Origin of the sequence: Hirschia maritima DSM 19733 (assembly GCF_000378345.1) — a bacterium.
Classification (GTDB): Bacteria; Pseudomonadota; Alphaproteobacteria; order Caulobacterales; family Hyphomonadaceae; genus Hirschia; species Hirschia maritima.
This window is the reverse complement of record NZ_KB899545.1, coordinates 272,696-298,255: the sequence shown is the minus strand read 5'-3', so window position 1 is coordinate 298,255 and position 25,560 is coordinate 272,696. Positions and strand designations below refer to the sequence as shown.

The 25,560-nt window shown below is 44.5% G+C and carries 21 protein-coding genes and 1 tRNA gene; 5 read left to right on the top strand and 17 right to left on the bottom strand.

What is annotated here, in order from left to right; all coding sequences use genetic code 11:
- Window position 1 precedes the first annotated feature (1 nt).
- Window positions 2–1,426 (bottom strand): sodium/proline symporter, encoded by a 1,425-nt coding sequence (locus tag F551_RS16385; protein ID WP_018996749.1) that lies wholly within the window; start codon window positions 1,424–1,426, stop codon window positions 2–4.
- A gap of 34 nt (window positions 1,427–1,460) precedes the next feature.
- A complete protein-coding gene (locus tag F551_RS0106825) occupies window positions 1,461–2,387 on the bottom strand; it encodes a hydroxymethylglutaryl-CoA lyase (RefSeq protein ID WP_018996748.1) in 927 nt (308 codons plus the stop codon).
- Window positions 2,388–2,501: 114 nt separating this feature from the next.
- Here F551_RS0106825 and F551_RS0106820 point away from each other — a divergent pair, with 114 nt between their 5' ends.
- Complete coding sequence (locus tag F551_RS0106820) at window positions 2,502–3,710, top strand: CaiB/BaiF CoA transferase family protein (RefSeq protein WP_018996747.1); 1,209 nt, start codon at window positions 2,502–2,504, stop codon at window positions 3,708–3,710.
- Window positions 3,711–3,748: 38 nt separating this feature from the next.
- Here F551_RS0106820 and leuD read toward each other — a convergent pair whose 3' ends face one another.
- The 3 genes from leuD to F551_RS0106805 form a co-directional block, all read right to left on the bottom strand.
- Entirely contained in the window at window positions 3,749–4,369 is a 621-nt protein-coding gene (gene leuD / locus F551_RS0106815; RefSeq protein WP_018996746.1) for a 3-isopropylmalate dehydratase small subunit, read from the bottom strand.
- 1 nt (window position 4,370) lies between these two features.
- Window positions 4,371–5,768 carry a 3-isopropylmalate dehydratase large subunit gene (locus F551_RS0106810; RefSeq protein WP_018996745.1) on the bottom strand — a complete coding sequence of 466 codons (1,398 nt, stop codon included), beginning with the start codon at window positions 5,766–5,768 and terminating at the stop codon, window positions 4,371–4,373.
- A 185-nt stretch (window positions 5,769–5,953) separates the two neighbouring features.
- Window positions 5,954–6,029 (bottom strand) — tRNA-Lys (locus tag F551_RS0106805).
- A 134-nt stretch (window positions 6,030–6,163) separates the two neighbouring features.
- Between F551_RS0106805 and F551_RS0106800 the strand changes: the two genes are divergently transcribed.
- Window positions 6,164–6,793: a hypothetical protein gene (locus F551_RS0106800; RefSeq protein WP_018996744.1), complete on the top strand. Its 630-nt coding sequence runs from the start codon at window positions 6,164–6,166 to the stop codon at window positions 6,791–6,793.
- Window positions 6,794–6,848: 55 nt separating this feature from the next.
- On the opposite strand, the gene F551_RS0106795 is transcribed toward F551_RS0106800, so the two are convergent.
- From F551_RS0106795 to ssb, 6 genes are all read right to left on the bottom strand, one after another.
- Complete coding sequence (locus tag F551_RS0106795) at window positions 6,849–7,301, bottom strand: peptidylprolyl isomerase (protein ID WP_018996743.1); 453 nt, start codon at window positions 7,299–7,301, stop codon at window positions 6,849–6,851.
- Window positions 7,302–7,305: 4 nt separating this feature from the next.
- A complete protein-coding gene (locus F551_RS0106790) occupies window positions 7,306–8,187 on the bottom strand; it encodes a peptidylprolyl isomerase (RefSeq protein WP_155825825.1) in 882 nt (293 codons plus the stop codon).
- 13 nt (window positions 8,188–8,200) lie between these two features.
- On the bottom strand, window positions 8,201–8,695 hold the full coding sequence (coaD, locus tag F551_RS0106785) for a pantetheine-phosphate adenylyltransferase (RefSeq protein WP_018996741.1): 495 nt from the start codon (window positions 8,693–8,695) through the stop codon (window positions 8,201–8,203).
- 61 nt (window positions 8,696–8,756) lie between these two features.
- Window positions 8,757–11,687: a DNA gyrase subunit A gene (gene gyrA, locus F551_RS0106780; RefSeq protein WP_018996740.1), complete on the bottom strand. Its 2,931-nt coding sequence runs from the start codon at window positions 11,685–11,687 to the stop codon at window positions 8,757–8,759.
- Between the two features lie 146 nt (window positions 11,688–11,833).
- Complete coding sequence (locus F551_RS16380; protein WP_018996739.1) at window positions 11,834–12,727, bottom strand: penicillin-binding transpeptidase domain-containing protein; 894 nt, start codon at window positions 12,725–12,727, stop codon at window positions 11,834–11,836.
- Window positions 12,728–12,759: 32 nt separating this feature from the next.
- A complete protein-coding gene (ssb, locus tag F551_RS0106770) occupies window positions 12,760–13,233 on the bottom strand; it encodes a single-stranded DNA-binding protein (protein WP_018996738.1) in 474 nt (157 codons plus the stop codon).
- A gap of 321 nt (window positions 13,234–13,554) precedes the next feature.
- Here ssb and uvrA point away from each other — a divergent pair, with 321 nt between their 5' ends.
- On the top strand, window positions 13,555–16,620 hold the full coding sequence (gene uvrA, locus F551_RS0106765; protein WP_018996737.1) for an excinuclease ABC subunit UvrA: 3,066 nt from the start codon (window positions 13,555–13,557) through the stop codon (window positions 16,618–16,620).
- A 36-nt stretch (window positions 16,621–16,656) separates the two neighbouring features.
- Here uvrA and F551_RS0106760 read toward each other — a convergent pair whose 3' ends face one another.
- The 3 genes from F551_RS0106760 to F551_RS0106750 form a co-directional block, all read right to left on the bottom strand.
- On the bottom strand, window positions 16,657–17,574 hold the full coding sequence (locus tag F551_RS0106760; protein ID WP_018996736.1) for a hypothetical protein: 918 nt from the start codon (window positions 17,572–17,574) through the stop codon (window positions 16,657–16,659).
- Between the two features lie 59 nt (window positions 17,575–17,633).
- The gene (locus tag F551_RS0106755) at window positions 17,634–18,626 is read right to left on the bottom strand and encodes a DUF3667 domain-containing protein (RefSeq protein ID WP_018996735.1); all 993 of its coding nucleotides are present in this window, start codon (window positions 18,624–18,626) and stop codon (window positions 17,634–17,636) included.
- 76 nt (window positions 18,627–18,702) lie between these two features.
- A complete protein-coding gene (locus F551_RS0106750; protein WP_018996734.1) occupies window positions 18,703–19,911 on the bottom strand; it encodes an energy transducer TonB in 1,209 nt (402 codons plus the stop codon).
- A 36-nt stretch (window positions 19,912–19,947) separates the two neighbouring features.
- Here F551_RS0106750 and trmFO point away from each other — a divergent pair, with 36 nt between their 5' ends.
- Entirely contained in the window at window positions 19,948–21,375 is a 1,428-nt protein-coding gene (gene trmFO / locus F551_RS0106745; RefSeq protein WP_018996733.1) for a methylenetetrahydrofolate--tRNA-(uracil(54)-C(5))-methyltransferase (FADH(2)-oxidizing) TrmFO, read from the top strand.
- Here trmFO and F551_RS0106740 read toward each other — a convergent pair.
- Window positions 21,372–21,956 (bottom strand): class I SAM-dependent methyltransferase, encoded by a 585-nt coding sequence (locus tag F551_RS0106740; protein ID WP_018996732.1) that lies wholly within the window; start codon window positions 21,954–21,956, stop codon window positions 21,372–21,374. The genes trmFO and F551_RS0106740 overlap by 4 nt on opposite strands.
- A complete protein-coding gene (locus F551_RS17115; protein WP_051089147.1) occupies window positions 21,953–22,645 on the bottom strand; it encodes a squalene/phytoene synthase family protein in 693 nt (230 codons plus the stop codon). Before F551_RS17115 ends, F551_RS0106740 begins: the two co-directional genes overlap by 4 nt.
- 65 nt (window positions 22,646–22,710) lie before the next feature.
- On the opposite strand from F551_RS17115, the gene F551_RS0106730 reads away from it, so the two are divergent.
- Window positions 22,711–23,301 (top strand): superoxide dismutase, encoded by a 591-nt coding sequence (locus F551_RS0106730; RefSeq protein ID WP_018996730.1) that lies wholly within the window; start codon window positions 22,711–22,713, stop codon window positions 23,299–23,301.
- A 129-nt stretch (window positions 23,302–23,430) separates the two neighbouring features.
- Here the strand turns inward: F551_RS0106730 and F551_RS0106725 are convergent, their stop codons facing one another.
- Window positions 23,431–25,470 (bottom strand): methyl-accepting chemotaxis protein, encoded by a 2,040-nt coding sequence (locus F551_RS0106725; RefSeq protein WP_018996729.1) that lies wholly within the window; start codon window positions 25,468–25,470, stop codon window positions 23,431–23,433.
- Window positions 25,471–25,560 lie beyond the last annotated feature (90 nt).

The following is a 25,560-nucleotide window of genomic DNA, read 5'->3' as shown; positions in this document are numbered from 1 at the left end:
TCTAAGAATGCTTCTTCAATTCTTTAATTAGTAAAAACGGCAGCAGCGCAAATAACCAAGGGATGATTCTTGACCAAACTCCCCCGGGCCCCGCATCGAGCACAAACTCAAACAACAACGAAAAAGTAAAGCCCAACACAATGGAAAGCAAAACTGCTAGGCCAGCTGGTTTCAATCCCATTGCTCTAACGACCACAGTAGGTCCAAATGATGCCCCCAATGCGATCCAAGCAAATAACGTACGGTCGAAAATAGTTGCAGGAAAGCTCACAGTCACTACGGCTGCCGCAATGCATACCAACAAAATTCCTAAACGGTATCCCAGAACACTATTTATATTTAGCTTTCTAAATACACCAAGGTCATGCCCCAACGCAGCACCGGACACCAGAAGCAAACTATCAACCGTAGACATAATTGCAGACAGCGTTGCGGCGATAACAATTCCGGACAAAATACTAGGCAACAAAAGCTCAGACAATTGAAAAAACACACTCTCCGCCGCCACATCTGGTCCGATAATTACTCGAGCAGCAATTCCTAAAATTGCCATTCCAGTGTAAACTGCCAGCCCCCACACAAGCGCAACGCCAGCTCCTATTACGCGCGATTTAGCGTCCTTTATGGCCATTATCCAAGCCGTTAAATGAGGCTGTCCCAATGCGCCAAAGCCGGTCGCAAAGAGCCCCACGATAAAACCGGTCGCAAGCCACCCCGTCCTTCCTCCAGAAATATCGAAGAATGTAGAATGATATTCAGCGCTTCCTTGCTGACCGGCAGCCAATAACAGCCCATCAAGCCCTCCAACAGCTAAGAATGCGAGCAATGGCAATACCACTGCAACCACCGCTATAAGCATTCCTTGCAAGGTATTTATAATCGATACCGCCAGAAATCCCCCAAAGAACGTATAAGCAAGAATAACGATTGCGCCGATTAATACTCCACCCGTGAGACCAGTACCAAACAAGCCATCCAAAGCTATTCCGGCCCCCTGAAATTGGGATGCTACATAGTAAGCAAAACAGAACGCAATCATTAGAGAAGCAGCCGCACGAATTGCTTGTCCTGTTCTCCGCCCTGAACCTTCCAACAAAAAATCAGTCAATGTTAGATTACCATTTTGAGTACTAGCCTTCCTCAATACGGGACCAGCAAACAACCATACAGCAGCATACCCGATCAGTATTCCTGGAACCATCCACAAGGCAGATATACCGACTGCGTATACAAATCCAGAAAACCCTAACAAAACCCAAGCACTTGAGCTTGAAGCAGCATAAGCCAAGCCAGCAACAATCGGCCCCAATTCACGGTTACCAAGTAAAAACGCTTCTTCCGATTTCGATTTTCGAGCAGCCCAATACCCAACACCAACTATAATTAATGCATATATTAGAAGAGTGATCAGTGCAGTTAGGTTCACGTGTTCCTCATTCCCTATTCAATCACACAATTGTTTAAGACTTGAAACCTAAAGGCAATCCCGCCAATGGCGTAAAACCATACAATGGCTCATCAGGAAGTCCTTGCGACAACAATTCCCGCGTCTTCATAAGAGCATCCATGTCAATTCCGGTGTCTACGCCCATCGATTCAAACATGAACACGAGATCCTCAGTCACAATGTTGCCGCTCGCTCCTGGTGCTGTTGGGCATCCACCCAATCCGCCAAGCGAAGAATCAAAAGTTTTAATTCCAATATCGTAAGCTGCCAGAGCGTTTGCCAACCCCAGTCCACGCGTATTGTGTAAATGCACGCCTGTTAGGTTTTTCTCGCCAATAACTCCTTGAACTGCCTTGATCAGCTTTTTGATAGAAACAGGATCACCATAACCTGTTGTATCTGACACCCCAACCTCGTCACATCCAGCGCCCATAAGACGCTCGGCGCAACTCAATATTACCCTTTCATCTATTGCCCCCTCAAGAGTGCAACCAAATGCAGTTGAAAGAGAACCTTCAAAGTGAGGCCGATCATTTTCAGGTAAACTTTTGATCAATTCAGATATGGCTTCCGCCTCTTCAATTACTTGATCGTGAGTACGTCTGATATTGCGAATCGAATGTGTTTCACTGACAGACAAGGGAAGGGTAATTTTGTCTGCCCCCGACTCAATCGCGAGTTGAGCTCCCTTTAAATTTGGCACCAAAACGGCGACTTCCAATCCATCAATTGTCTTAGAATGCCGGGTAATTTCACCAGTATCGGCCATTTGCGGTAAAAGTTTTGGAGATACAAAAGAACCGACTTCTATTTCCTTGATTCCCGCACGACTTAACTCTGAAATCCATTGCTTTTTCAAATCAGTAGGCATTATAGATTTACAATTCTGAAGCCCATCTCTTGGACCAACTTCACTAATCAACACCTCTGAAACTGACATTTTTATTATCCTTTTTTGCTCTTAGGGAGTGACCTTTTCTTCAAATGATATATCAATTAAATCAGAAGAAACAATCAAAACCTCGTATGAAAGGTTTTATTAGGGAGAAAAACCGTGACAAATTCAGCATCTCTCCTATCAGGCTTAAAAGTTGTAGAATTCACGCATATGGTCATGGGACCTGCTGCCGGCCTCATGCTAGCTGACCTTGGTGCAGAAGTTATAAAAGTAGAACCTGTAGGAGGCGATAAAACACGCCGTTTACGAGGATCCGGTTCTGGCTACTTTTCAATGTACAACAGAAACAAGAAAAGCCTAGCGATTGATCTTAAATCGGAAGAAGGCAAAAAAATCGCTCTCCAATTGATCGAAAAAGCAGATGTGTTCATTGAGAATTTCAGACCAGGCGCATTGGATAAATTAGGGTTTGGGTATGAAGACTTATCCAAACTCAACCCACGGCTTATCTATTGTTCTGAAAAAGGCTTTTTAAATGGGCCCTATTCTCACCGTACTGCCTTAGATGAAGTCGCTCAGATGATGGGGGGACTTGCATACATGACAGGTCCTCCTGGTCGTCCGCTAAGAGCTGGCTCATCTGTGATCGATGTGACTGGGGGAATGTTTGGAGCAATTGGTGTGCTTGCGGCCCTGAATGAACGACACTCAACCGGCAAAGGTAAACACGTTTCGGCTTCATTGTATGAAACCACTGTATTCTTAGTGGGGCAGCACATGGCACAATATGCCGTAACCGGAAAGCCCGCAGCTCCAATGCCTGCACGTATCTCTGCTTGGGCAGTCTATGATGTTTTTGACGTTAAAAACGACGAAAAAGTATTTGTGGGTGTTGTCTCAGATAGTCAGTGGAAACTGTTTTGTGATGCTTTCAACCTTACCGACTGGGCGTCAGATGAAGAACTAGCTGCAAACAATAATCGCGTAGCTAGACGCGACGAAATCATTCCTAAACTTCGTGAACTCTTCAGCAGTTATACTAAGAAACAGCTTATGGAAAAATTGGAAACCACAGGCTTACCTTTTGCTCCAATAATGAAACCAGAAGACTTGTTTGAGGATGAACACCTGAAAGAGAGCGGCGGTTTATTGGACATGACCATCCCGGATGGTGGAGAAATAGCTCTACCTGCTCTGCCAATAGCAATTAATGATGAGCGCCCTGAGCTATTCCAAAACCCACCTGAGGTCGGCGAACATTCAGATGAAATCCTAGCATCCCTCGGTTTAGCCCCGGAGCAAATCAATTCTTTGAAATCTAGCGGATTAATTGACACCGCAAACAAAGAAGAACCAGCAGAATAAACTGCTGGTTCAAACTCTTTTCATATCAAATTTCGACTTCAGACTGTGTATACCCAAGGGCGAGTTTCTTTATCTACTTGAAGAAAAGCATCTATTGCTTTTTCATTAGTGAGAGTCATCTCAATTGGACAAAGCCCTTCCATCAGCATTTTCTTTGGATATGCACCTATTTCAAAATCGCATTTCCAATCTTTTATACTTGCCGCCGATACAGTCTGCTCAACAAGGTCAACAGTAATTTCACCTTCGTTCGATGCGTTGGCTAATGCATCGATATTGTCCTGACTTAAGCTAACAGCGAGAATTCCATTGCGTAAGCAATTGGCGTGAAATATCTCCCCGAAGGAAACGGCCAGAATTACTCTTATGCCGTATTCTGATAACGCCCAAACAGCATGCTCTCGCGAAGAGCCACACCCAAAATTCGATCCGGCAATCAATATGGTCGAATCTATTTTCGAATTTTGGTTTAAAACAAACTCCTGATTAGGCTCACGCCCTCCTACTTCAGTATATCTCCACCCAGCAAAAAGTCCCTCGCCAAGACCTTCTTTACTAACGGTCTTCATTTCGCGTGATGGAATTATTTGATCGGTGTCAATGTTATCTATCAATAAGGGAGCAGCAACACCTGAATGCCGACTAAAAGTTTTCTTCATTTCATTGCTCGCATTTAAAATTTTTAAGTTCACTCGGCGAGCATATAGCCCCTGCGATTGCCGATGCTGCCACAACAGATGGTGCAGCCAGATGAGTTCTCACACCCGGCCCCTGACGGCCCTCAAAATTGCGATTTGTCGAAGACACAACTCGTGCTTCAGGTGGAAAGGTCTCCCCGCCAGCATAAAAACACATTGCACACCCAGGCTCTCCCCATTCAAACCCGGCTTGTTTGAAGATTTGGTCCAGCCCAAGCTTCTCAGCTTCATGTTTCACAGTTTTCGAGCCCGGAACACACACAGCCTTCACGCCGGCAGCAACTTTTTGACCTCTCAAAATTTCAGACGCCGAAATCAAATCTGACAAGCGACCATTAGTACAAGAACCGATGAATGCTCCACCTATATTTTTGCCTTGGATTTTTTCTCCTACTTGTAGCCCCATATAGGTAAGCGACTTTAAGGACGCTGTATCTGGGATGACGTCATCCACACCAATCGTCTCTTCGGGGCTCGTTCCCCAACTGATTTGTGGCTTTATCTGTGATGCATCGATTTCAATGATTTCATCAAACTGAGCGTGATCATCAGAACACAATGAAAGCCACATCGATTCGGCTTTTTCTATATTGTTTTTTTGCGGACCAAACTCACTGTCTCGCACAAAATCCAATGTCTTTTTATCTGGTGCAATTATCGCCGTGAAAGCCGCAAACTCGACAGCTAGGTTACATAGGGTAAGTCGTTCTTCCACGGACAATGCATCTATAGTTGTTCCACTAAACTCTATTGCACACCGCTTTCCGCCGCTCGCACCATGTTTCGCGATGAGATGCAGAGCCAAATCTTTTGCAGAAACTCCATGCTGGAGTTCTCCGTTTACGACTATTTGCATTTGGTCCGGTTTTTTGACGCGAATAGCGCCAGTTGCCATGACATGTTCTGCTTCACTAGAGCCAACGCCCCACGCCAGTGCTCCTAACGCACCTAGACTACATGTATGGCTATCTGGACAGACCATAGACAAACCAGGCAACGCTATCCCTTTTTCCGGAGCAACAACGTGTACAATTCCCTGCATGGGACTGTCAGTGTCGATTAAGTGGATCTGTTCTTTTTGAGCCATTTCTCGTGTTTGAGTTATAAAAACCTCACCACCAGGGCTCCTAGCCTCATCCCTGCCTCGGCCTTCACGAAAAGATACGATGTGGTCCATCAGGGCAAAAACACGGTCAGGAGCTTTAACAGGCAGTCCTCTCTCAGCGAGAGATTTCAGCGCTACTCCTCCGGTTCTTTCATGGAGTAAAAGCCTGTCTATCGCTAACAGATCATATCCATCCCCAGCATCAGCCACGCGATGGTAATCCCACAATTTATCTAAAAGCGTTTTTCCTTGCATATCATCCTCAAAACATAATGATATATCTTTTAGACTAAATTCGAGGATGTGGGAACAAAAAAATGCTATAGGCGTGTGTTACAATTTAATGTGGCACACAAACTTAGCTTGATAACTTATTGATTTTGGAGATTTTTATATTTTCCTTCCAGAGGGAAAGCAAAAAGCAATCCCTCTGGAGGAAATGGTGAGCCCGACAGGGATCGAACCTGTGACCTATTGATTAAAAGTCAACCGCTCTACCAACTGAGCTACGGGCTCTCAAGTGAGAGGCCGCAACATATGTATCTAAGTTGGTCACGTCAATAAGAAATTTGTGCTTTCTACGTATTTTTTTCTATACTAAAAATTCGTCTAAATCGCTTAACCTTTTAGCAACCAAAAGACATCGGTAGATGATGACCGCAAATCCAAATAACCCTATATTATTCAGTGTGTTGATCTGTTCAATTGCGCTTCAAGCTTGTGCAAGCTCTAACGAAAACACAGCAACACAAAAACCTTTTAGCCAAGGAATTGACATCGCCGTTTCCCAAACAGGCGCAGGTTTCGAGGACGCGACTCTTCAGCCTTTGACTGATTTAAACATTAGACGCCAACAAATTCCTCAAATGCTGTTGGAAATGGAATCACCATACCAAACCCCAATTCAGTCTTGCGCGCTGATTTCCGACGAAGTTCAAAGACTGAATACAATCCTCGGTCCGGACCATGATGAATCCCTAGCTTCTGATGATGATACCCCGCTTTCTCAAGAAGCAGGAGAAGAAGCTGCAGAATACACGCTAGACACGATGAGAGGCTTTACAACGGATATCATTCCATTCCGAAGTATTGTTAGACGCGCAACTGGCGCGAGTAATCATGAAAAGAAGATACGGCTTGCCTATGAGAGAGGCTTGCAAAGACGTAGTTATCTAAAAGGCATTGGCTTTGCGCTACGGTGTGCCCCACCCGCCGCACCTAAACCTTTCGTACCCAAGCTGCAGCCGACAATTGAATATAGAAAAACCAAACCGCAATAAAAAAGGCTGCCCCCAAAAACGGAGCAGCCTTCAAATTTGATCTATTGCAGAGAATTTATGCGAGAACGGCTTTGATAATTTTACCAGGCTCACGAGGTGGCTCACCTTTTGGCAACGCGTCTACCGCTTCCATACCTTCTGTGACTTCACCCCAAACAGTATATTGGCCATCAAGGTAAGACACATCATCAAGGCAAATGTAAAATTGACTATCCGCTGAATTTGGGTCCTGCGCACGCGCCATAGAACAAGCTCCACGCACGTGCTTACCTGAGTTGAATTCAGCATTGATCTTCTGACCACTACCACCCATTCCGGAACCTTCAGGACAACCACCTTGCGCCACGAAACCATCGATAACGCGGTGGAAAGTTAGCCCGTCATAAAAGCCTTCACTTACCAATTCCTTGATACGTGCAACGTGATTTGGTGCCAAGTCAGGACGAAGATTGATCTTCACATCACCTTCAGCAAGCGTGAACACGAGCGTGTTTTGTGAGTCGCTCATAAAATTATCCTTCTACATTTTCATTTTCGAATACTAGTGATGGCGTCTGCGGTAGGTCGCAAATATCTCTATCTCGTCCTAAACCATCCAAAAACAAGCCAAATTTCTCGCCGTCGTTTCGCATAACCCATGCTTCAGGTCGTTCATTTGCGCCTAAGTCGGCTGCCATGACAGCTGAAACCAAAATGTCAGGACGCTCGGGTGGTTCACCAACAGTCAAAGATTTGGCAACATCCAAACCTTTAAGCATGCGGCCCCAAGAGGTGTATTTTTTGTCCAGAAACGATGACTCATCTCTCATTAGAAAGAACTGATCTTTCGCACTATTTGGATCATTTGTACGCGCCATGGACACAACACCTGCACAGTGAGGCATCCAACTCTCAACTCTATTATCTTCAGAATAGTTCGACAATTCATCCTGACGTGTCTTAATCGGGAAGCCTTTGTAATAACCCTCATATTCAGGTTTCGTTTTGTCTGCCTCATTTACAGGAACCAAAGACAAGGTTTTCGGGTCACGACGGAATACGAACTCGCCGTCAACATTGTCAAACTCAGGTTCGCGTCCAAGGGTCGCAGCTATATCACCACCTTGCGCCATAAAACCGGAAATCACACGATGGAATTCAGTTCCACTGTAAAGTCCTGATCGAACCACTTTCCGAATTTGAACAACATGGTTTGGTGCAATTTCTGGGGCAAGCTCGATATATACTTTGCCCTTTGTCGTTTCGAAAATAGCCAAATTCTCGGGGTCAACCGCACGCCAATTTTCAGCATCAGCTTTAACAGCTTCTTTTGACAACACTGTTTGCGCCATAGCTAAAGGCGCTGTTGCACACATGTTGAATGCAGCGAATGCGAGGGCAATATTTTTAATCACAGTTAATCCTGCTCTACTTCGTTTTACCATACTTAGAGTATAAACGTTTGCTTACACCATCTGGGACGAAAAGATCTATGCTTCCATCCAGTTTAGCAATCTCTTTTACCAGTCGTGACGAAACAGCTTGATGTTGCGGGTCAGCCATCAGGAAAACAGTTTCGATACTGCTATCCATCTTTTGGTTCATCGCAACCATTTGAAATTCATATTCAAAATCTGAAACGGCGCGCAGCCCACGAACAATAGTGCTTGCACCAACTTCACTCGCAAAATGCACAAGCAAATTATTGAAAGGTTTAGCTTCAATCTCGGCGTCTTTTGCGAAAGGTGCAGTTTCTTGCAAAACCATTTCCACACGTTCTTCAACGCTGAACAATGGTCCTTTCGCTTCATTCATTGCCACGCCAATAACAAGTTTATCTACCAGTTTCACAGCTCGACTAATTATGTCCATGTGTCCATAAGTTATCGGATCAAATGTTCCTGGATATAAGCCTACTCGCATAAGATTTTGCCTCTCCCACTTGGAAAACTAACCAATCAACACATGATTGGGAGTCCCACATTTACGACTCTTCTTGATCGCCTGGTGAGACACTGTCTTCATTACTTGGTTCACCTTGTGGTGCACCCTCAGTGGCTACATCAACAATTTCAGCGCTGTCGTCAACATTCCCTTCAGTATCAGCTTCGTTTACATCATCTTCTTGCTCAGCGAGACGTTCAACGGAAACAACACGTTCGGCACCACTTGTACGTAGGACTTTCACCCCTTGTGTAGCACGTCCGGCAATTCGTATCTGTTTTGCTGGTGTCCGAATAAGTTGTCCTGCATCAGTCACCAACATGATCTCATCCCCATCTTCAATCGGGAATGCGGCAGCAAGACGGCGACCAGCGTTAAGTTTATGTGCTATCAACCCTTTTCCGCCGCGACCAGTTACACGATAATCATAGGCCGACGCTCGTTTACCCATACCATCTTCGGTAACTGTTAATAGGAATTGTTCAGCTGCGGTTAACTCCGCGATGCGTTCTGGAGATAAAGCTGCTTCATCACCTTCATCTTCTCCGTCACTATCTGAAACGAATTCAATGTCTCCCTCTTCCTCGCCTAATGCGCGGCGCATAGCTGAAGAATGTTTGAGGTATGCACGAGCCTCAGGTGACGTAATATCCATATGTCCTAGAACCAACATAGAGATAACTTCATCACCGTCAGCGAGTTTAATCCCTCTCACACCGGTAGACGTACGACCTGTAAACACGCGCACATCTTCCACACGGAAACGGATACATTGACCAAGTGCTGTGGTAAGCATGACATCATCATTTGGCGAACAGATCTGGACACCAATAATTCCATCGTCTGCTCCAGCTACCTGCGCTTCATCCAGTTTCATCGCAATCTTACCATTACGGTTTACCTGCGTAAAATCAGACAACTTATTACGGCGAACTCCACCAGAGCGCGTCGCAAAAAAGATATTCATGTTTGCACGTTCTTCTTCGTCTTCCGGTAAAGGCATAACCGAAGTAATTGTTTCACCTTTATCCAAAGGCAACAGGTTTACAAGCGCTTTACCACGTGACTGAGGGGTTCCAAGCGGCATGCGCCAAACTTTGGTTTTGTAAACCATTCCAGTTGAAGAGAAGAATAAAACTTCTGTATGAGTGTTTGCCACAAACAAACGTGTGACTGCATCCTCATCTTTAGTGCCCATTCCCGAACGGCCACGTCCACCACGATGCTGTGTGCGATAAGTCGATAAAGCCGTACGCTTAGCATATCCACCATGCGTAAACATGACGACCATGTCTTCTTTTTCGATGAATGCTTCATCATCCATATCCAACTCAGCATCAATGAACTGAGAACGACGAGGTACAGCAAACTCTTCACGCACAACGCGTAGTTCATCTTTGATAATGTCCATGACGCGAGGACGTGAAGACAAGATATCCAGATAATCTGCAATCCGTTCAGCTAGACCTTTAGCTTCATCACCAATCTCATCGCGTCCTAGAGCTGTAAGTCGTTGCAGGCGAAGCTCAAGTATACCGCGCGCCTGTTCCTCAGACAGCTTAATCTCTCCGGCTTCATTTGCTTGTGTCCGACGGTCGGCAATCAAATTGATCAAAGGAAGCATATCCATCGCAGGCCACGCTTTTTCCATCAATTGTGCACGTGCAGTCGCAGGATCGGGAGAATGACGGATAATTCTGATGACTTCATCAATATTGGCAACTGCGAGCGCCAAACCAACCAAATTGTGAGCACGAGTCCGAGCTTTGTTCAATTCAAATTTAGTCCGCCGAGCAACAACTTCTTCACGGAATATAATAAATGCTTGCAGAATGGCTTTAAGAGATAGCAATTCTGGACGCCCGCTATTAAGCGCCAACATGTTCATACCAAAAGAAGTTTGGAGTTGCGTATAACGGAACAATTGATTGAGAACGACTTCCGGAGAGGCATCGCGTTTAACTTCTACGACAACACGCACGCCATCACGGTCACTTTCATCGCGCATATCCGCAATGCCTTCGATGCGTTTATCACGCACCAGCTCCGCGATTTTCTCAATCATGGATGCTTTGTTTACCTGATAAGGAATTTCAGTAAATACAAGAGCTTCACGACCATTCTTTAATTCTTCAATTGAACTTTTTGCCCGCATAATCACGGAACCGCGTCCGGTCATCAAACCAGAACGTGAACCAGAACGTCCAATGATCAGCGCACCAGTCGGGAAATCAGGCCCAGGCACTATCTCGAGTAGTGCTTCATCATCAATATTTGGCTCATCAATCATAGCCAAAGTTGCATCAATAACCTCACCCAAATTGTGAGGCGGGATGTTGGTGGCCATGCCAACAGCGATACCACCACCACCATTTACAAGGAGGTTTGGAAAACGTGCGGGCAGAACTTGAGGCTCACTCTCAGTGCCATCATAGTTTTCTTGAAAATTGACTGTGTCTTTATCAATGTCTGTCAGGAGGTGATTAGCAACTTTTTCAAGTTTCACCTCTGTATAACGCATAGCCGCCGCAGGGTCGCCATCCATGGACCCAAAGTTTCCTTGTCCATCAAGCAATGGAAGACGCATTGAAAAGTCTTGCGCCATGCGTACCAAAGCATCGTAAACGGATTGGTCACCATGAGGGTGATACTTACCAATCACGTCACCAACGACACGTGCAGATTTGCGGTATTGTTTGTCTGATGTATAGCCATTCTCATTCATCGAGAACAAAATACGGCGGTGAACCGGCTTCAAACCGTCCCTTACATCCGGCAAAGCACGTGAAACAATCACGCTCATCGCATAGTCCAGATAAGACTTTTTCATCTCATCTGAAATGTTTATAGGCGAAACGCCTTCCTCATTCGGATCGAAACGAACAGGCAGCTGAGGTTCGTCTGGGCCACCAGCTTCCGCACTACCAGTTTCTGGGTTTTCGTTCTCTGGATTTTCGTTTTCGTCAGACACGCGTAATACCTACCTATTCGAACGAGCGCAAACATTGCCCTCAATATTTATAGATTCGGTTTTTAGTTTACGATGTTTTGCACCATTACAGCAAACGCGGAACGCCTATATTCTTCGTTTTAAGCGGGTATTTACAGCTGTTTTGACTAATTTACATCACTTGGCAGTGCACCAGCACGTTTTAACGCTGTACGAACAATTGATTTGCGCTTGCGAAGGTCCGCATTCGGATTATGCATATCCATATTGAAAGCGAAAATAAATCTTTCAATCTTGTCGTTGTTTGTCTTTTCAACCCAACCAACATACCACCCAATATCTGCTGAATCAGATAAGTTAGCTCCCCATCCTGTCTTACCAAACAAAGTCCAGCTGCTGCCAACTTCATTCTCTAGCATCCCTTTTGGAATGCCAGTTTCTTCCAACATGACTTTCTTGGACAATTGGTAGGCGCTCTCTTTTACAGGTAATTCTTCTTCGACAAGGTCTATTAGAAAATCTATCTGTTCCCGCGCAGAAATAGCCAGCGGTCCCTCAAGCCAATATTTGCTTTGTTGAGCCTCATCACCAATTTCAGCGTTGCCGTAATTGAAAGCCTGTAAATAGGAAACCAACTCATCGCGAGGGGCTTCACCTATGACTTTTTGAAAGATCCACACGGTAGAATTCTGAAAAGCTGCTGCAAAGCTTTGGTTTTTATTCCAGTTTTTGGAAAAGCGCTTCACACCATCCCACTGAAAAACCTGTTCTGGACCAGTGACCCATCCCGCGTCGATTGCAATGAGCGTATGAGGAATTTTAGATGTTGATGCAGGTATAAATCTTTTCTCTATTCGATCACCGCCGGCCTGCCATTCTTGCCGATCTTCCAAACGTACAATTAATAGAGCAGCATCTTCTATTTCCGCATCTTGAACCAGACCGGAAACATCAATTGGTTTCTTGTTGTGAATTTGCTCAAACTGATCTGTTTTACAAGACGATGTAAAAAGAAACGCGAGCACACAAAAACTCCAGAGAGAGAAACTTGTTGTTTGCATCAATCTTCCCCCTCTGGATGTATTCCTGATTTCTAGAATGGAATCTCGTCATTCAAGTCGGCGGAAAAGTCTTCACGTGGGCCGTCCATTTGACGTGGCTCACCGCCAAACCCGCCGCCGTCTTCGCTAACTCCACGACCGCCGCTTGGACCATCACGCCCATCAAGCATTGTTAGTGTGGAGCCAAAGTTACGCAGAACTACCTCAGTAGTGTATTTTTCCTGCCCTGTATTGTCCGTCCACTTACGTGTTTCCAATTGGCCTTCAATATAAACTTTCGAACCTTTTTTAATGTAGCGTTCGACTATCTTCACAAGACCTTCTGAAAAAACAGCCACACGGTGCCATTCAGTTTTTTCTTTACGTTCGCCAGTATTGCGATCTTTCCAGCTCTCGGATGTCGCAACCGTAAAACTTGCAACAGATCCCCCATTCGGGAATTGACGGATTTCCGGGTCACGTCCCAAATTCCCAACGAGGATAACTTTATTTACTGATCCGGCCATGTAATCGACTTTCTAAACAGTTATGTGATTCAATCGGCAGACGGTATACGTCTTAAAAACAATCTTCCAACACTCTATCATGGCTTGGAACGATTTGTTAACAACATTTTTGATTAATGTTCACTTATTGTTCTTGTCATTGCCGCGCTAATTGTAAAGTCACCCAAATTACTGCTGACAGTTTCTTGTCAATCTCATCCGCAAATAGTTGTCCCAACCCGAAAAGTTAAAAATCAAGAGTTTCCCTTTTCGTTCTCATCATCTATGTCTGATTGAGTTGCAAAGACGCAAACAAATAATGACAGCAGCAGAGATCCATTTATGTCTACTGAATTGAAGTCCATCCGCGTACGCGGTGCTAAAGAACACAATCTCAAAAATGTAGACATCGACATTCCTCGCAACGAATTGGTTGTAATGACTGGTCTATCGGGTTCGGGAAAATCTTCTCTGGCCTTTGATACCATATATGCTGAAGGCCAACGTCGCTATGTCGAGAGCTTATCTGCCTATGCACGTCAATTCCTTGAACTCATGCAGAAGCCCGACGTTGAATCAATCGAGGGCCTATCACCCGCAATTTCCATTGAGCAAAAAACAACATCAAGGAATCCTCGCTCCACCGTAGCGACGGTAACAGAAATATACGACTATATGCGTCTATTATGGGCCCGCGTTGGTATTCCCTACTCTCCTGCCACTGGCCTTCCTATTCAAAGCCAAACCGTTACCCAAATGGTGGACAGAACACTAGCTTTAGAAGAAGGCACACGGCTTTACCTTTTGGCCCCCATCGTACGTGGTCGGAAAGGAGAATACAGAAAAGAGTTCGCCGACCTTCTAAAACGCGGTTTTGCACGGGTTAAAGTTGACGGTGAATTTTATGATCTAGAAGAACCACCAACACTCGATAAAAAGTTCAAACACGATATCGATGTTGTTGTTGACCGCATTGTTGTTCGCGAAAACATGAAACAACGTTTAGCAGAAAGCTTTGAAACAGCGTTAGAATTAGCTGAAGGCCTTGCAGTCGCTGAGTTTGCCAAAGCCGAAGAAGGCGAAGACACACCTCGCCGCATTATTTATTCGTCTAAATTTTCATGCCCAGAATCTGGCTTCACTCTTCCTGAAGTCGAACCAAGACTATTCTCATTCAACAACCCTTTTGGAGCTTGTCCGTCTTGTGATGGTCTTGGTGAACAATTAAAAATGTCACCGGATCTAATTGTTCCAGATCATGAAAAAACATTGGATGAAGGTGCAATTGCGCCTTGGGCAAAATCTTCGTCCCCTTATCAAACTCAGACGCTGAGCGCGATCGCCCAAAAATATAAATTCAAACTCGATGCCCCATGGAAAAAACTCTCAAAAAAGATCCAAGATGTCATTCTATATGGAACTGGCACCGACGAAGTTGACTTTGTCTATGATGACGGAACACGCCGTTATGAAGTGACCAAAACTTTTGAAGGCGTCATTCCAAACCTAGAACGCCGATGGCGCGAAACAGATTCAACTTGGGTTCGTGAAGATATCGCAAAGTATCAAGGGTCTGCTCCTTGTCGCGCATGTGATGGGTATCGCCTGAAACCTGAAGCACTTTGTGTTAAGATCGGCGATGAACACATCGGTCACATTACACAACTATCTATCAAAGATGCTAAAGTTTGGTTTGATGAGGTGGAAAGCAAACTTAGTCAGCAACAGATAGAGATTGCTTCTCGCATTTTAAAAGAAATTCGTGATCGCTTAAAATTCCTAAATGATGTCGGACTTGATTATTTAGGTCTATCACGTTCATCCGGAACTCTTTCAGGTGGAGAGAGCCAACGCATACGTCTCGCTAGCCAAATAGGTTCGGGTCTTACTGGAGTTCTCTATGTACTTGATGAACCATCAATCGGCCTTCATCAGCGTGATAATGAACGCCTACTAGATACACTCCGCCACCTTCGAGATTTGGGAAATTCTGTGCTTGTTGTGGAGCATGATGAAGATGCTATTCTGACCGCTGACTTTGTCGTCGACATGGGACCACGCGCAGGTGTGCATGGCGGTGAAGTGGTTGCTTCAGGAACGCCTGAAGATATTCAGGCCAATGAAAACAGTTTGACTGGTAAATACCTCAACGGTGAAGAAGAAATCGCCATTCCAGATCGTCGCCGCTGGGGAACAAGAACCAAGAAAGTTTCTCTAAAAGGTGCAACAGGAAATAATCTAAAAAAGGTGGATGTTGATATTCCGCTAGGGACTTTCACATGTGTGTCGGGAGTATCTGGTGGAGGAAAATCCACTTTGATAATCGAAACATTATACAAAGCTCTCGCACGGAAACTACAAAATACGTCAGCTGCTCCCGCTCCTTTTGATAAACTCGAGGGTATTGAACATCTCGACAAAATTATAGACATCGACCAATCACCAATTGGACGCACACCTCGCTCCAATCCCGCCACTTATACAGGTGCATTCGGGCCGATCCGCGATTGGTTTACAGGCTTACCTGAAGCAAAAGCACGCGGATACAAAGCAGGCCGTTTCTCGTTCAATGTAAAAGGTGGACGCTGTGAAGCATGTCAGGGTGATGGGGTCATTAAAATTGAGATGCACTTCCTTCCTGATGTTTATGTGACGTGTGAAGAATGTGACGGAAAGCGCTATAATCGCGAAACACTGGAAATTCTCTACAAAGGCAAGTCCATAGCTGACGTTTTGGACATGACCGTCGAAGAGGCCAAAGACTTCTTTGCAGCTGTGCCAAGTATTCGAAACAAGATGGAAACACTTTATCGGGTCGGACTTGGTTATGTAAAAGTTGGCCAGCAAGCAAACACGTTATCAGGTGGTGAAGCACAGCGTGTTAAGCTCGCAAAGGAACTCTCTCGCCGTGCGACAGGCCGAACTATGTATATCCTTGATGAACCAACAACGGGATTACACTTTGACGATGTAAAAAAACTGCTAGAGGTACTTCAAGAACTAGTCGATAATGGCAATACGGTTGTCGTCATTGAACATAATCTTGATGTCATCAAAACAGCCGACTGGGTTATAGACCTAGGCCCCAATGGAGGTGATGGCGGCGGGCAAATTGTTGCCGAAGGCACGCCAGAAGACATCATTAAAATTGAAGCGTCTCATACCGGGCATTTCTTGAAAGAAACCCTAGAAAGACAAGCTGAACGCAGTGCGCGTCAAAAAGAAAAGTTGAAAACTCTAGCTCGAGCGGAAATCTCAAAATCAGAGGTGAAAGATCATGAAGCCGCGGACAAGCCGATACGTAAACCGCGCGCTCCCGCTAAGACTAAAGCTCAATTAGCAGCAAAAACTGCCAAATCAAAAGCGACAAAAAAGACGACGCGCAAAAAGAAAGCCCCAGCCAAATAAGCTGGGGCTACCGGATAAATTGATCAGATAAAGTGACTAAGATTCATTAGCTTTTTCGCGCATTTTTTCCAATTCTTCATCGGATGGACGCAAGCCTTTGTATAAATAAGCCATCAAAGCGATGCTAGCGATCGAGATGATTGCATTTACGAACCCCTCAATAGTCGAAACTATGAATAGCTGTTGAAGTGAAGCATTTACACGAGCATCACTTTCCGCACTGCCGAGTATTACAATATCTGAAACAGCTATGATTATTCCACCAATAATCGCCAATGGTAGAACGGTCAGTAATATAGCGCCAATAATTCTCCAAAAGTTTCCTTTTGCAAAACTCCAAGTCTGGAAAACCATCATTCGTTCTTCAGACACCGTCGCAGCCGTCACGAATGCCAAACGAACACCAACAAACATCATCGCAGCTACAAGGATTAATCCAAGAACAATTAGAAACGGACCATTGCCAGTCCCCAATGCTTCAGAGAATTGCTGTAAAAACAATTCAGGATTTGTTTGAGCTAATTCTGGGTCAAGACCGCTGCTGGCGACAAGTATCGAAGCAGCAAGAACAAACAGAATGAATAAGAAACCAAAGCCAATGAAAAACACTAACAATAATGAAAGCGTCACACCTAGTACTCGGATCTCATCAATTCCAAACCCGATACCAATTGGCGGCGTAAACTCACCCCTGATCACGTGTCTATAAATTCCAACACTGACAATAATACTGGTCAAAAGAAAAATACAAAACACCCCAAATGCAATGAGTCCTGAGTTCACCCCATTGGCTGCATCAACAGCAGTACGAACGGTCTGCATCTGATACCAACCTGATGCCAATGCGAGTATCGCGCATGCGGGAAGCCATTTCTGCCAATGCTCTCCCAAATAGGAGAAAGCAACTTTTACACTCTCCATGATGGGTACTTTGCCCGCAGGAATATCAGCCATTTTAAAACCTCATAAACGATTGAACTATTGTCTAACCATATCCATCTCGTGGCGACAACTTATGCAGCTATTGTAACTGTCGCGACTGTGATCATCGCAAGGAATAAGACAACAAGAAAACTCCCACCCCACAAAATCAATGATCGTAAAAATGACAACACTCTTCCACCGTCAAACACGACACGTAATGATTTGTACATGTAGAAAAATGGGTAAAGCATCAAAACCCAAACATACCAACCTGCAACAGAAGATGGCAGAATAAATGTCGTCGTCCATAGCAAAAACAACATTGTAAGATAATGCAATGAAAGCACAACATGATCATAAACATAAACGTTGCGTTTAAATGGAAATAGAACGGCAAGTCCAATTACTAAAAACGGTAGTAATAAAAAGGCGATACGCGGTGCCCAACTCTGTACCAATAGCCAAAAACGTTGTGGTTCCTTGAGAAGCATATCACCGTTTTCTTGAATACGCTTCGAAAGCTCTTCGCGCCCTTCACCAAGATTGATTTGTCCGATCGTTCGTTCTTCGAGCGCATTCTCTTTGGCTTGCTGACACATCTCTTCGATTTTTGCTAATGCATCAGGATCATTTTGCGCGGCTTCACGCCCTTTTTCACATGCTTCCTGTGCACTCGGCGTTGCCCCAAACAATGTTTCTACATCGTCTCCAGAAGGTCCAAATAAGAAAAAGGTGGAAAAGAAAATCAAACTAGCGATCAGGTACAATCTGAATGGAGGTACTTGTGATGCTCGTTTGCCATCTATGTATTGGCGCGTGACGTGCCCGGGCCTAAACAATAATTGAGGTAGCGTTTTCCATAGTCGACCGTCCAAGGATAATAAATCAGTGAACCCTTCTCTTACTAAGCTCCAAATTGGCCTGTGAAAATCGTCCGCTAGTTGACCACATGCGTGACAATACGGACCGGTCAATTCTGTTCCGCAATTTTGACAATGCTCAAACGCTGGTTTCGACTTCTTTCCTGCTCGAAAAGATCTAGCTAGCCCCCAGAGACCACCCGCCTCTACTTCATCGCTCATCGAACACCCCTAAGATTCTAATGGGTCTAGAATTTCACTGGATGTACAAAAACGTCAATCTCAAATTTCCTCTTTATCAATTCAACACGAATTGAAATGGTAAAATCATGTCTGTTGTAGCCATTGTACATTTAGACAAATCTTGACCTTTTTCTGGCTTCCAATACCACTTTTTCATATTAGCCAATGCCTTATCGTCAAACGTCAATTGAGATGGAAATACTGCCAACAATTCTGTGTCGATTAGCTTTCCTTTTTCGTCCAACTCAACTCGAAACATTGATGACCCAACAAAAACTTTAAAACCTTTTCGTGCTGCCTTTGGGTATCTCATTTTTGGTTTTTGAAGCAACTTTCCTTTGCAAAAAGGAAGTGTGCTTTTGTCTGATTCCAGATCAACATTCGCATCATCAGGAAGATGCTCATGACTGCTATTGGTGGATCTGTAACGCGGGACCCGCTCACCAGAAGATTTCCAATAAGCCTCCATAGTCATCATTAACACATCACCTTGAGCCCTCAGTTTAATTTGTCGATCATGACCATCATCAAAAATATGTGGATCATTTGTCCGGTGTGGCTTTAGATTTGATTCACTATATTTTAGATATTTTTCTTCAGCCTGAGCAATGTCATAAAATGCGTTTTTATTCTGATAATTCGCAAAATGAATATAATTGGCCACAATTTTTGCGGAGTACCAACGGTCTATAAATTCGTCCCCCTGCTTCTCCCAAATTAGGGCGATAGATTGATACGAGTCATGGGCGATTTGGGCTTGCCCTTGTTTAGTTGCTTGCAATGCGAGAAGATCAGCTACTTTCAACTCAATCATAGGATATTGAGAATTAGAACTTTTAACATGGGCGACTAATTTATTTATTACCTCTTTGGGTATTTTTTGCTTGTCAGAAACTTTAAATGCAACATACTCATCCAACAGAGTAAGCAAGCTTTCATTTTGAAAAACAAGCCCCCCGTCAGCGCGACTTTGAAACAAATCTGAAATTATTAAATTCATGAATTCAAAATCGGACGCATTCAACGCAGTATTCAAGAATTCTAAAGCTTGAATTTCTGAGGAAGAATGGGATTTGTCCCACCTCTTCCAAATCGCTCGAGCCGCGACCATCGCTTCTGAGTAATTCTTTTCCTGGATCGCCTTTACATAATGGGACGCATAATCTTCAGCTCTTGCCTCCTCTACCAAAAACATAAAAAACATCAACAAGGCAAAAAAAGCTACCACAAATCTATTACCTGTGGTTCTTACACAAATCTCCATTGTGCCCCCCAAAAAAACTCGGAACTTATCGAACTGATGACACAACTAGAACGTGATGATCAAAAAAAATCAAGCCCTGATCCCATCCACATTATTGGCGGAGGCATGGCTGGTAGTGAGGCTGCTTGGCAGGCAGCTAATCTTGGAGTTCCTGTTGTTCTGCATGAAATGCGTCCAGTCAGAAAAACAGAAGCCCACCAAACAGATGGATTTGCGGAACTAGTTTGTTCTAACTCATTTAGATCTGATGACTATGAGAATAACGCTGTTGGTTTGCTTCACGAAGAAATGCGCCGCGCAAATGGATTAATCATTTCCACGGCACATGACCATCAGGTACCAGCCGGTTCCGCTTTGGCTGTTGACCGCGATGCATTTTCTCAAGATGTCACGGCAAAGCTCGAAGCACATCCGCTCATCACTATCGAACGTGAAGAAGTTCCGGGTATTCCACCTGAAGAATGGGACAATGTCATCATTGCAACAGGGCCCCTCACATCTCCCTCTATGGGAGAAGCGATCAAGGAACTGACAGGCGAAGACGAATTGTCATTCTTCGATGCCATTGCGCCTATCGTTTACTATGACAGCATCGACATGAGCAAAGCATGGCGCCAGTCTCGCTATGATAAACCCGGCCCCTCAGGCGAAACAGATGCATATGTCAATTGCCCTATGAGTGAAGAGCAATACCTTGCATTCCTAAAGGCAATGAATGAAGCACCCAAAACTCAATTCAAAGAATGGGAAAAAGACACCCCATATTTTGAAGGCTGTCTGCCGGTTGAAGTCATGGCTTCTCGCGGTCCAGATACTTTGCGCTACGGCCCCCTCAAACCCGTAGGCTTAACGAACGCTCACCAGCCGGATGTCAAAGCCCATGCTATCGTACAATTAAGACAAGACAATAAACTCGGCACGCTCTGGAATATCGTGGGATTTCAAACAAAAATGACCTATGGCGCGCAAAAAGAAGTCTTGCGCATGATACCTGGTCTTGAAAACGCCGAGTTTGCGCGATTAGGCGGTATTCATCGCAATACTTTCATTAACAGCCCCAAAGTATTGAACGACAAGCTTCAACTCAAATCACAGCCACGCATCCGATTTGCTGGCCAAGTTTCGGGTGTTGAAGGTTATGTCGAAAGTGCCGCAATGGGATTGCTGGCTGGTCGCTTTGCAGCTTTTGAGCGCTTAGGCCATGAAGTGCCGCCTCCACCAGAAACAACCGCATTAGGCTCACTTATCTCTCACGTAACAGGCGGCCACCTTGAAGGCAAAGCCACTTTCCAACCAATGAACGTCAATTTCGGACTATTCCCTGAGATCACTGAATTTGAAAAAGTTGACCCAAAAACAGGCAAACGTTATCGCGGAAAAGAAAAAGGACGCGCCAAAAAACGAGCAATGTCAGTTCGGGCACTTAAGGATATTGATGGTTGGTTAGACCTACAACAGCACTAGATAACATCAACAACATAAACCGCTTGCAGAAAATACCCCGCAACGCGGTAAATGGTTTTGTATTTTAGAACTAATCCCAAACGATCAAAAGTCGCACACCATTCTTCATCTGACCGATTGGTGTGCGGATGTCCGATAAATTCTAGGTTGGTTATGCTATCTGCGACTTTAGTCAACTCACGCTGAATTGGACCGTTATAGACATCCTCAACAATGATGAGGCATTTTGAAACACGCTTAGCCTCAATCAATATATCATCCGGCTTGGGGGTATGGTGAAGCATTGTCAGCAACAAACTCACATTAAACTGCCTATCTTCAAAAGGCATTTTTTCACCATCATATAATCTAGGCGCTAATTCTTGTGCAAAACTCGAATCTGAAACATCGATACCCTCGATTGAATATCCAGCATCTCTAAAAACTGACAATACACTGCCCGGCCCAGAACCTATTTCTAGAATGGTATCAGTTTTAGATATCCAATCCTTTGTCCAATTTAGTTTTCTGCTCGCATCTAACCTCCAAGCATTGAAGATCAATTTCCCAAGCAGAGGCGTCCTCCATAAAAGGCGGCTCACACCAGAGCTCCGATACGACCTGAACACACCGCTTTAAAGATGAGCCAACGTTTCTTTATCCCACTTAAACGAGTTGATTTCACATAAGCAGGGACAAGCGAAACATGATTTACAACACCTCCAAACTCGATTGGAATGATTTTGAAATCCCGTCTCGCAAGGTCATATAATAACGTAGTGTTTTCGGCATTTAGCCGGCTAGCAATGTATGCCCGGCCACAATTTTCGACGATTTTCAAATGTTCATCGTTTTTCAAACGAACAATTTTAAACGCCGTAGCGGACACCTGAGCCCCCGCCTCAATGCGAGATTTATGGTCAGATACCCCCTTTTCCAACACGTCGTCATAAGCTTCAAAAAGATCAAGAAAATCACTTAGAAGATGCTCTAGAGAGCCCAGCTCTTCCTTCAACGCTAGCGCCAAGTCGTGTGACCGAACTGTTTGACCGGAATAAACCTGCTCAACAACTTCGCGCCACCACTGAACACGAATATGCCCCAGCATTGGTTCAGACATTGTCAAAGTTCGATCCAATTCGTGAACGAGACAATAAAAAGCAACCAGACGTGATCGAATTGGCTTGGGCGAATACCTAGTAGCCAACCACCGATCTTCATCCACAGTTTTTAACTTTAAATCCAGCTCTTTTGCTGTTGCGCGTATTTGGGGGCTAGTAGTTTGGCTCATGAAATCATATATGGTCAGATAGTGAAATTAATCTAGATTCCATAATTAAATAAAGAGGCTCTCCAATGGCTTTTGAATTACCAGCGCTTCCTTACGCAACTGACGCTCTTGAACCACACATGTCAGCGAACACTTTTAGCTTTCACCACGCAAAGCACCACAATGCTTACGTAGTGAACCTGAACAAAATGATCGAAGGTACAGACTTTGAAAGCAAGTCTCTAGAAGACATCATCAAATCTTCTGATGGCGGTGTATTCAACAACGCTGCTCAAGTTTGGAACCACACATTCTTCTGGCACTCAATGAAACCACAAGGCGGCGGCGAACCTACAGGTGCTATCGCTGACAAAATCAATGAAGACTTCGGTTCATACGCAGCATTCAAAGAAGCTTTTGCAACTGCTGGCGCAACTCAATTTGGTTCTGGTTGGGCTTGGTTGGTTCTTGCAAACGGTAAACTTGAAGTTCGCAAGACACCAAATGCTGAAACACCACTAACTGAAGATGGCGTTACACCACTTCTAACAATGGATGTTTGGGAACACGCTTATTACCTAGACTTCCAAAACGCTCGCCCTGCTTACATCGAAACGTTCTTAAACGAATTGGTGAACTGGGACTTCGTGAACCAAAACCTTTCTGACGCTAGCTAAGTCTATACAAAACATCGATTTATGACACCAAAAGCCGCTTCATTTGAGAGCGGCTTTTTTTTAATGGCATTTGACACAAAAAAAGCCCACCAATTGGCGGGCTTAATCTTTTTGATTTATAACTATGGATTATGCAGAGCGAACTTTCTGCAAAAAGTCCACAACTGATGTTTGCAATTGATCGGCCTCTCCAGCCAACCCAGTTGAAGCACTTTCAACCTGTTGAGCACACTGCCCTGTTTCGGATGTTGTAGCGCTTAGTGATTGCACTGAGTCATTTACAGATTGCGCGCCACTCGCGGCTTCTTGTGCGGAGCGAGAGATTTCCATGATTGCCGCGCGTTGCTGATCCATCGCAGATGCAATCGATGAAGAAATTGTATCTATATCGCTAATTAGCGTCGAAATCTTATTCATCACCGACACAGCACCACCTGAAGCAGCCTGGATGCTTGAGATCTGGCTGGCAATTTGCTCAGTTGCTTTACTTGTTTGACTTGATAGTTGTTTAACTTCGTTTGCCACAACAGCGAAACCTTTACCTGCTTCACCAGCACGCGCAGCTTCAATTGTAGCGTTTAGAGCAAGTAGGTTAGTTTGACCCGCTATATTGTTAATGAGGTCAACTACTTCACCAATAGCCTCTGCTTCGCGATCTAGGCCTTTCACGCTTTCACTAGAAACCTGCATTTCATCCACTGCTTCTTTAGCGATGGAAGTTGAGTGAACAATTTGGTTTGCGATTTCAGAAATAGACGCTGACATTTCTTCAGCCGCACTAGCCACCGTATTTACATTGTTAGATGCCTGATCCGCAGCACCGGCAGCAGAGCCAGTTTCATTCGTAGCGTTTTCTGCTGAACCGCGCATTACTGACGCAGTATTTTGTAATTCAGAAGTAGCACGAGACATAATCTCGAACGTGTCCTTCATCTTACCATCGAAGTCTTCAATGAAGCTATCGATCTGTTGCGTACGTCTCTCACGCTCTGCAGCTTCTCTCTGTGCGCTTTCTTCAAGACGAATTCTCTCGAGACCATTTTCTTCAAATACGCGCAATGTTTGAGACATTTGGCCAATTTCATCTTTTCCATCGACACCTTCCATGTCAACATCAAAGTCACCATCAGCCATGCGAGCCATAGCATTGTTCAGTTTTGTAAGACGCTTTGAAATTCTACGTTCAACATAGAAATATCCAACTAAACCTGCTCCTAACAATGATGCTAAAGTCATCAAAATCAATAATGTAGAAGCTGTTGTGTTTGTACCAAGCGCTGATTTAGCAGTTGACTCTGCATCTGCACGAATAGACTGCGCCAATGCAATAGTAGCAGCCTCAAGAGTTTCAGCAGCTGCATTTGCTTGACCAGCGATTGATTGTGCTTCTAGCTCAGCTTTTAGCACACTACTCTTCATGGAAGCTATTGTGTTGTCGCCGTCAGCATACTCAACAAGACTACTTGATGCGTTTTTCAAATCCGCACTGGCAACATCGCCTAAGATCGCAACATTTACCGTAATCTCATCTACTTGATCGAAAAGTTTATCTTCGACAGCTGCTATGTTTCCAACTTCAGTAGAAAGCTCAATTTCGCCGAACAATGAGTTCATTGTGTTAGCAGAAAGACTAATTCTCAGAAGAGTTTCAATATCACCCTCATCAGCTTCATCAAGCTGAGCTTCTACAGCATTAACAACCGCGCTTCTAATGTTGCGCATATCGGCCATAGCGGAGTGCAATCTGTTTTCAACGGAAATTCTGTCTGATACCACGCTGTTTAGTGAATTTACAGCATTTTGCATTTCATCAACCGCAGACCCGACTTGAGATAAACTCCCTACATCGTCTGCAGCTTTTAATTCAGCAATATTTTTGTCGATATCGGCAAGAAAGTTTACGAGCTCGCCCATCGAAGCGGTGCGGTCAGTTTCGTTTGAAACCCCTGCAAACCCTTTTGTTGCGGTTTTAAGTACTGATGAGGAAGCGCCCATTCCATCGGCAGCTTTCATCAGAGGAAGTTTTTCGTTTACAACATCTTTTAAACCATCACTTGATGTATCTAGAGCCGAAATTGAAATACCCGACGCGCCAGCTATGGTAAAGCCTGCGGCTGCGAATGCTGCTGGTAGTCGTACTCTAATCAAGTTGTGATTTAACTTAGACATATTTTCCTCGCCCCACAAAAAAATTATGGTTAATTTTTATCCCCCAAAAAAACGGACTACTTTGGCAGTCCGTTTTGATTCGCTTATATC

Coding starts and splice junctions, on each gene's coding strand:
- ssb (WP_018996738.1), bottom strand. CDS start 13,233: ATGGCCGGATCAGTAAATAAAGTTATCCTCGTTGGGAATTTGGGACGT.
- F551_RS16380 (WP_018996739.1), bottom strand. CDS start 12,727: ATGCAAACAACAAGTTTCTCTCTCTGGAGTTTTTGTGTGCTCGCGTTT.
- leuD (WP_018996746.1), bottom strand. CDS start 4,369: ATGAAGAAAACTTTTAGTCGGCATTCAGGTGTTGCTGCTCCCTTATTG.
- uvrA (WP_018996737.1), top strand. CDS start 13,555: ATGTCTACTGAATTGAAGTCCATCCGCGTACGCGGTGCTAAAGAACAC.
- coaD (WP_018996741.1), bottom strand. CDS start 8,695: ATGCGAGTAGGCTTATATCCAGGAACATTTGATCCGATAACTTATGGA.
- F551_RS0106810 (WP_018996745.1), bottom strand. CDS start 5,768: ATGCAAGGAAAAACGCTTTTAGATAAATTGTGGGATTACCATCGCGTG.
- F551_RS0106760 (WP_018996736.1), bottom strand. CDS start 17,574: ATGGCTGATATTCCTGCGGGCAAAGTACCCATCATGGAGAGTGTAAAA.
- F551_RS0106795 (WP_018996743.1), bottom strand. CDS start 7,301: ATGAGCGACTCACAAAACACGCTCGTGTTCACGCTTGCTGAAGGTGAT.
- F551_RS0106725 (WP_018996729.1), bottom strand. CDS start 25,470: ATGTCTAAGTTAAATCACAACTTGATTAGAGTACGACTACCAGCAGCA.
- trmFO (WP_018996733.1), top strand. CDS start 19,948: ATGACACAACTAGAACGTGATGATCAAAAAAAATCAAGCCCTGATCCC.
- F551_RS0106825 (WP_018996748.1), bottom strand. CDS start 2,387: ATGTCAGTTTCAGAGGTGTTGATTAGTGAAGTTGGTCCAAGAGATGGG.
- F551_RS17115 (WP_051089147.1), bottom strand. CDS start 22,645: ATGAGCCAAACTACTAGCCCCCAAATACGCGCAACAGCAAAAGAGCTG.
- F551_RS0106730 (WP_018996730.1), top strand. CDS start 22,711: ATGGCTTTTGAATTACCAGCGCTTCCTTACGCAACTGACGCTCTTGAA.
- F551_RS0106800 (WP_018996744.1), top strand. CDS start 6,164: ATGATGACCGCAAATCCAAATAACCCTATATTATTCAGTGTGTTGATC.
- F551_RS0106755 (WP_018996735.1), bottom strand. CDS start 18,626: ATGAGCGATGAAGTAGAGGCGGGTGGTCTCTGGGGGCTAGCTAGATCT.
- F551_RS0106750 (WP_018996734.1), bottom strand. CDS start 19,911: ATGGAGATTTGTGTAAGAACCACAGGTAATAGATTTGTGGTAGCTTTT.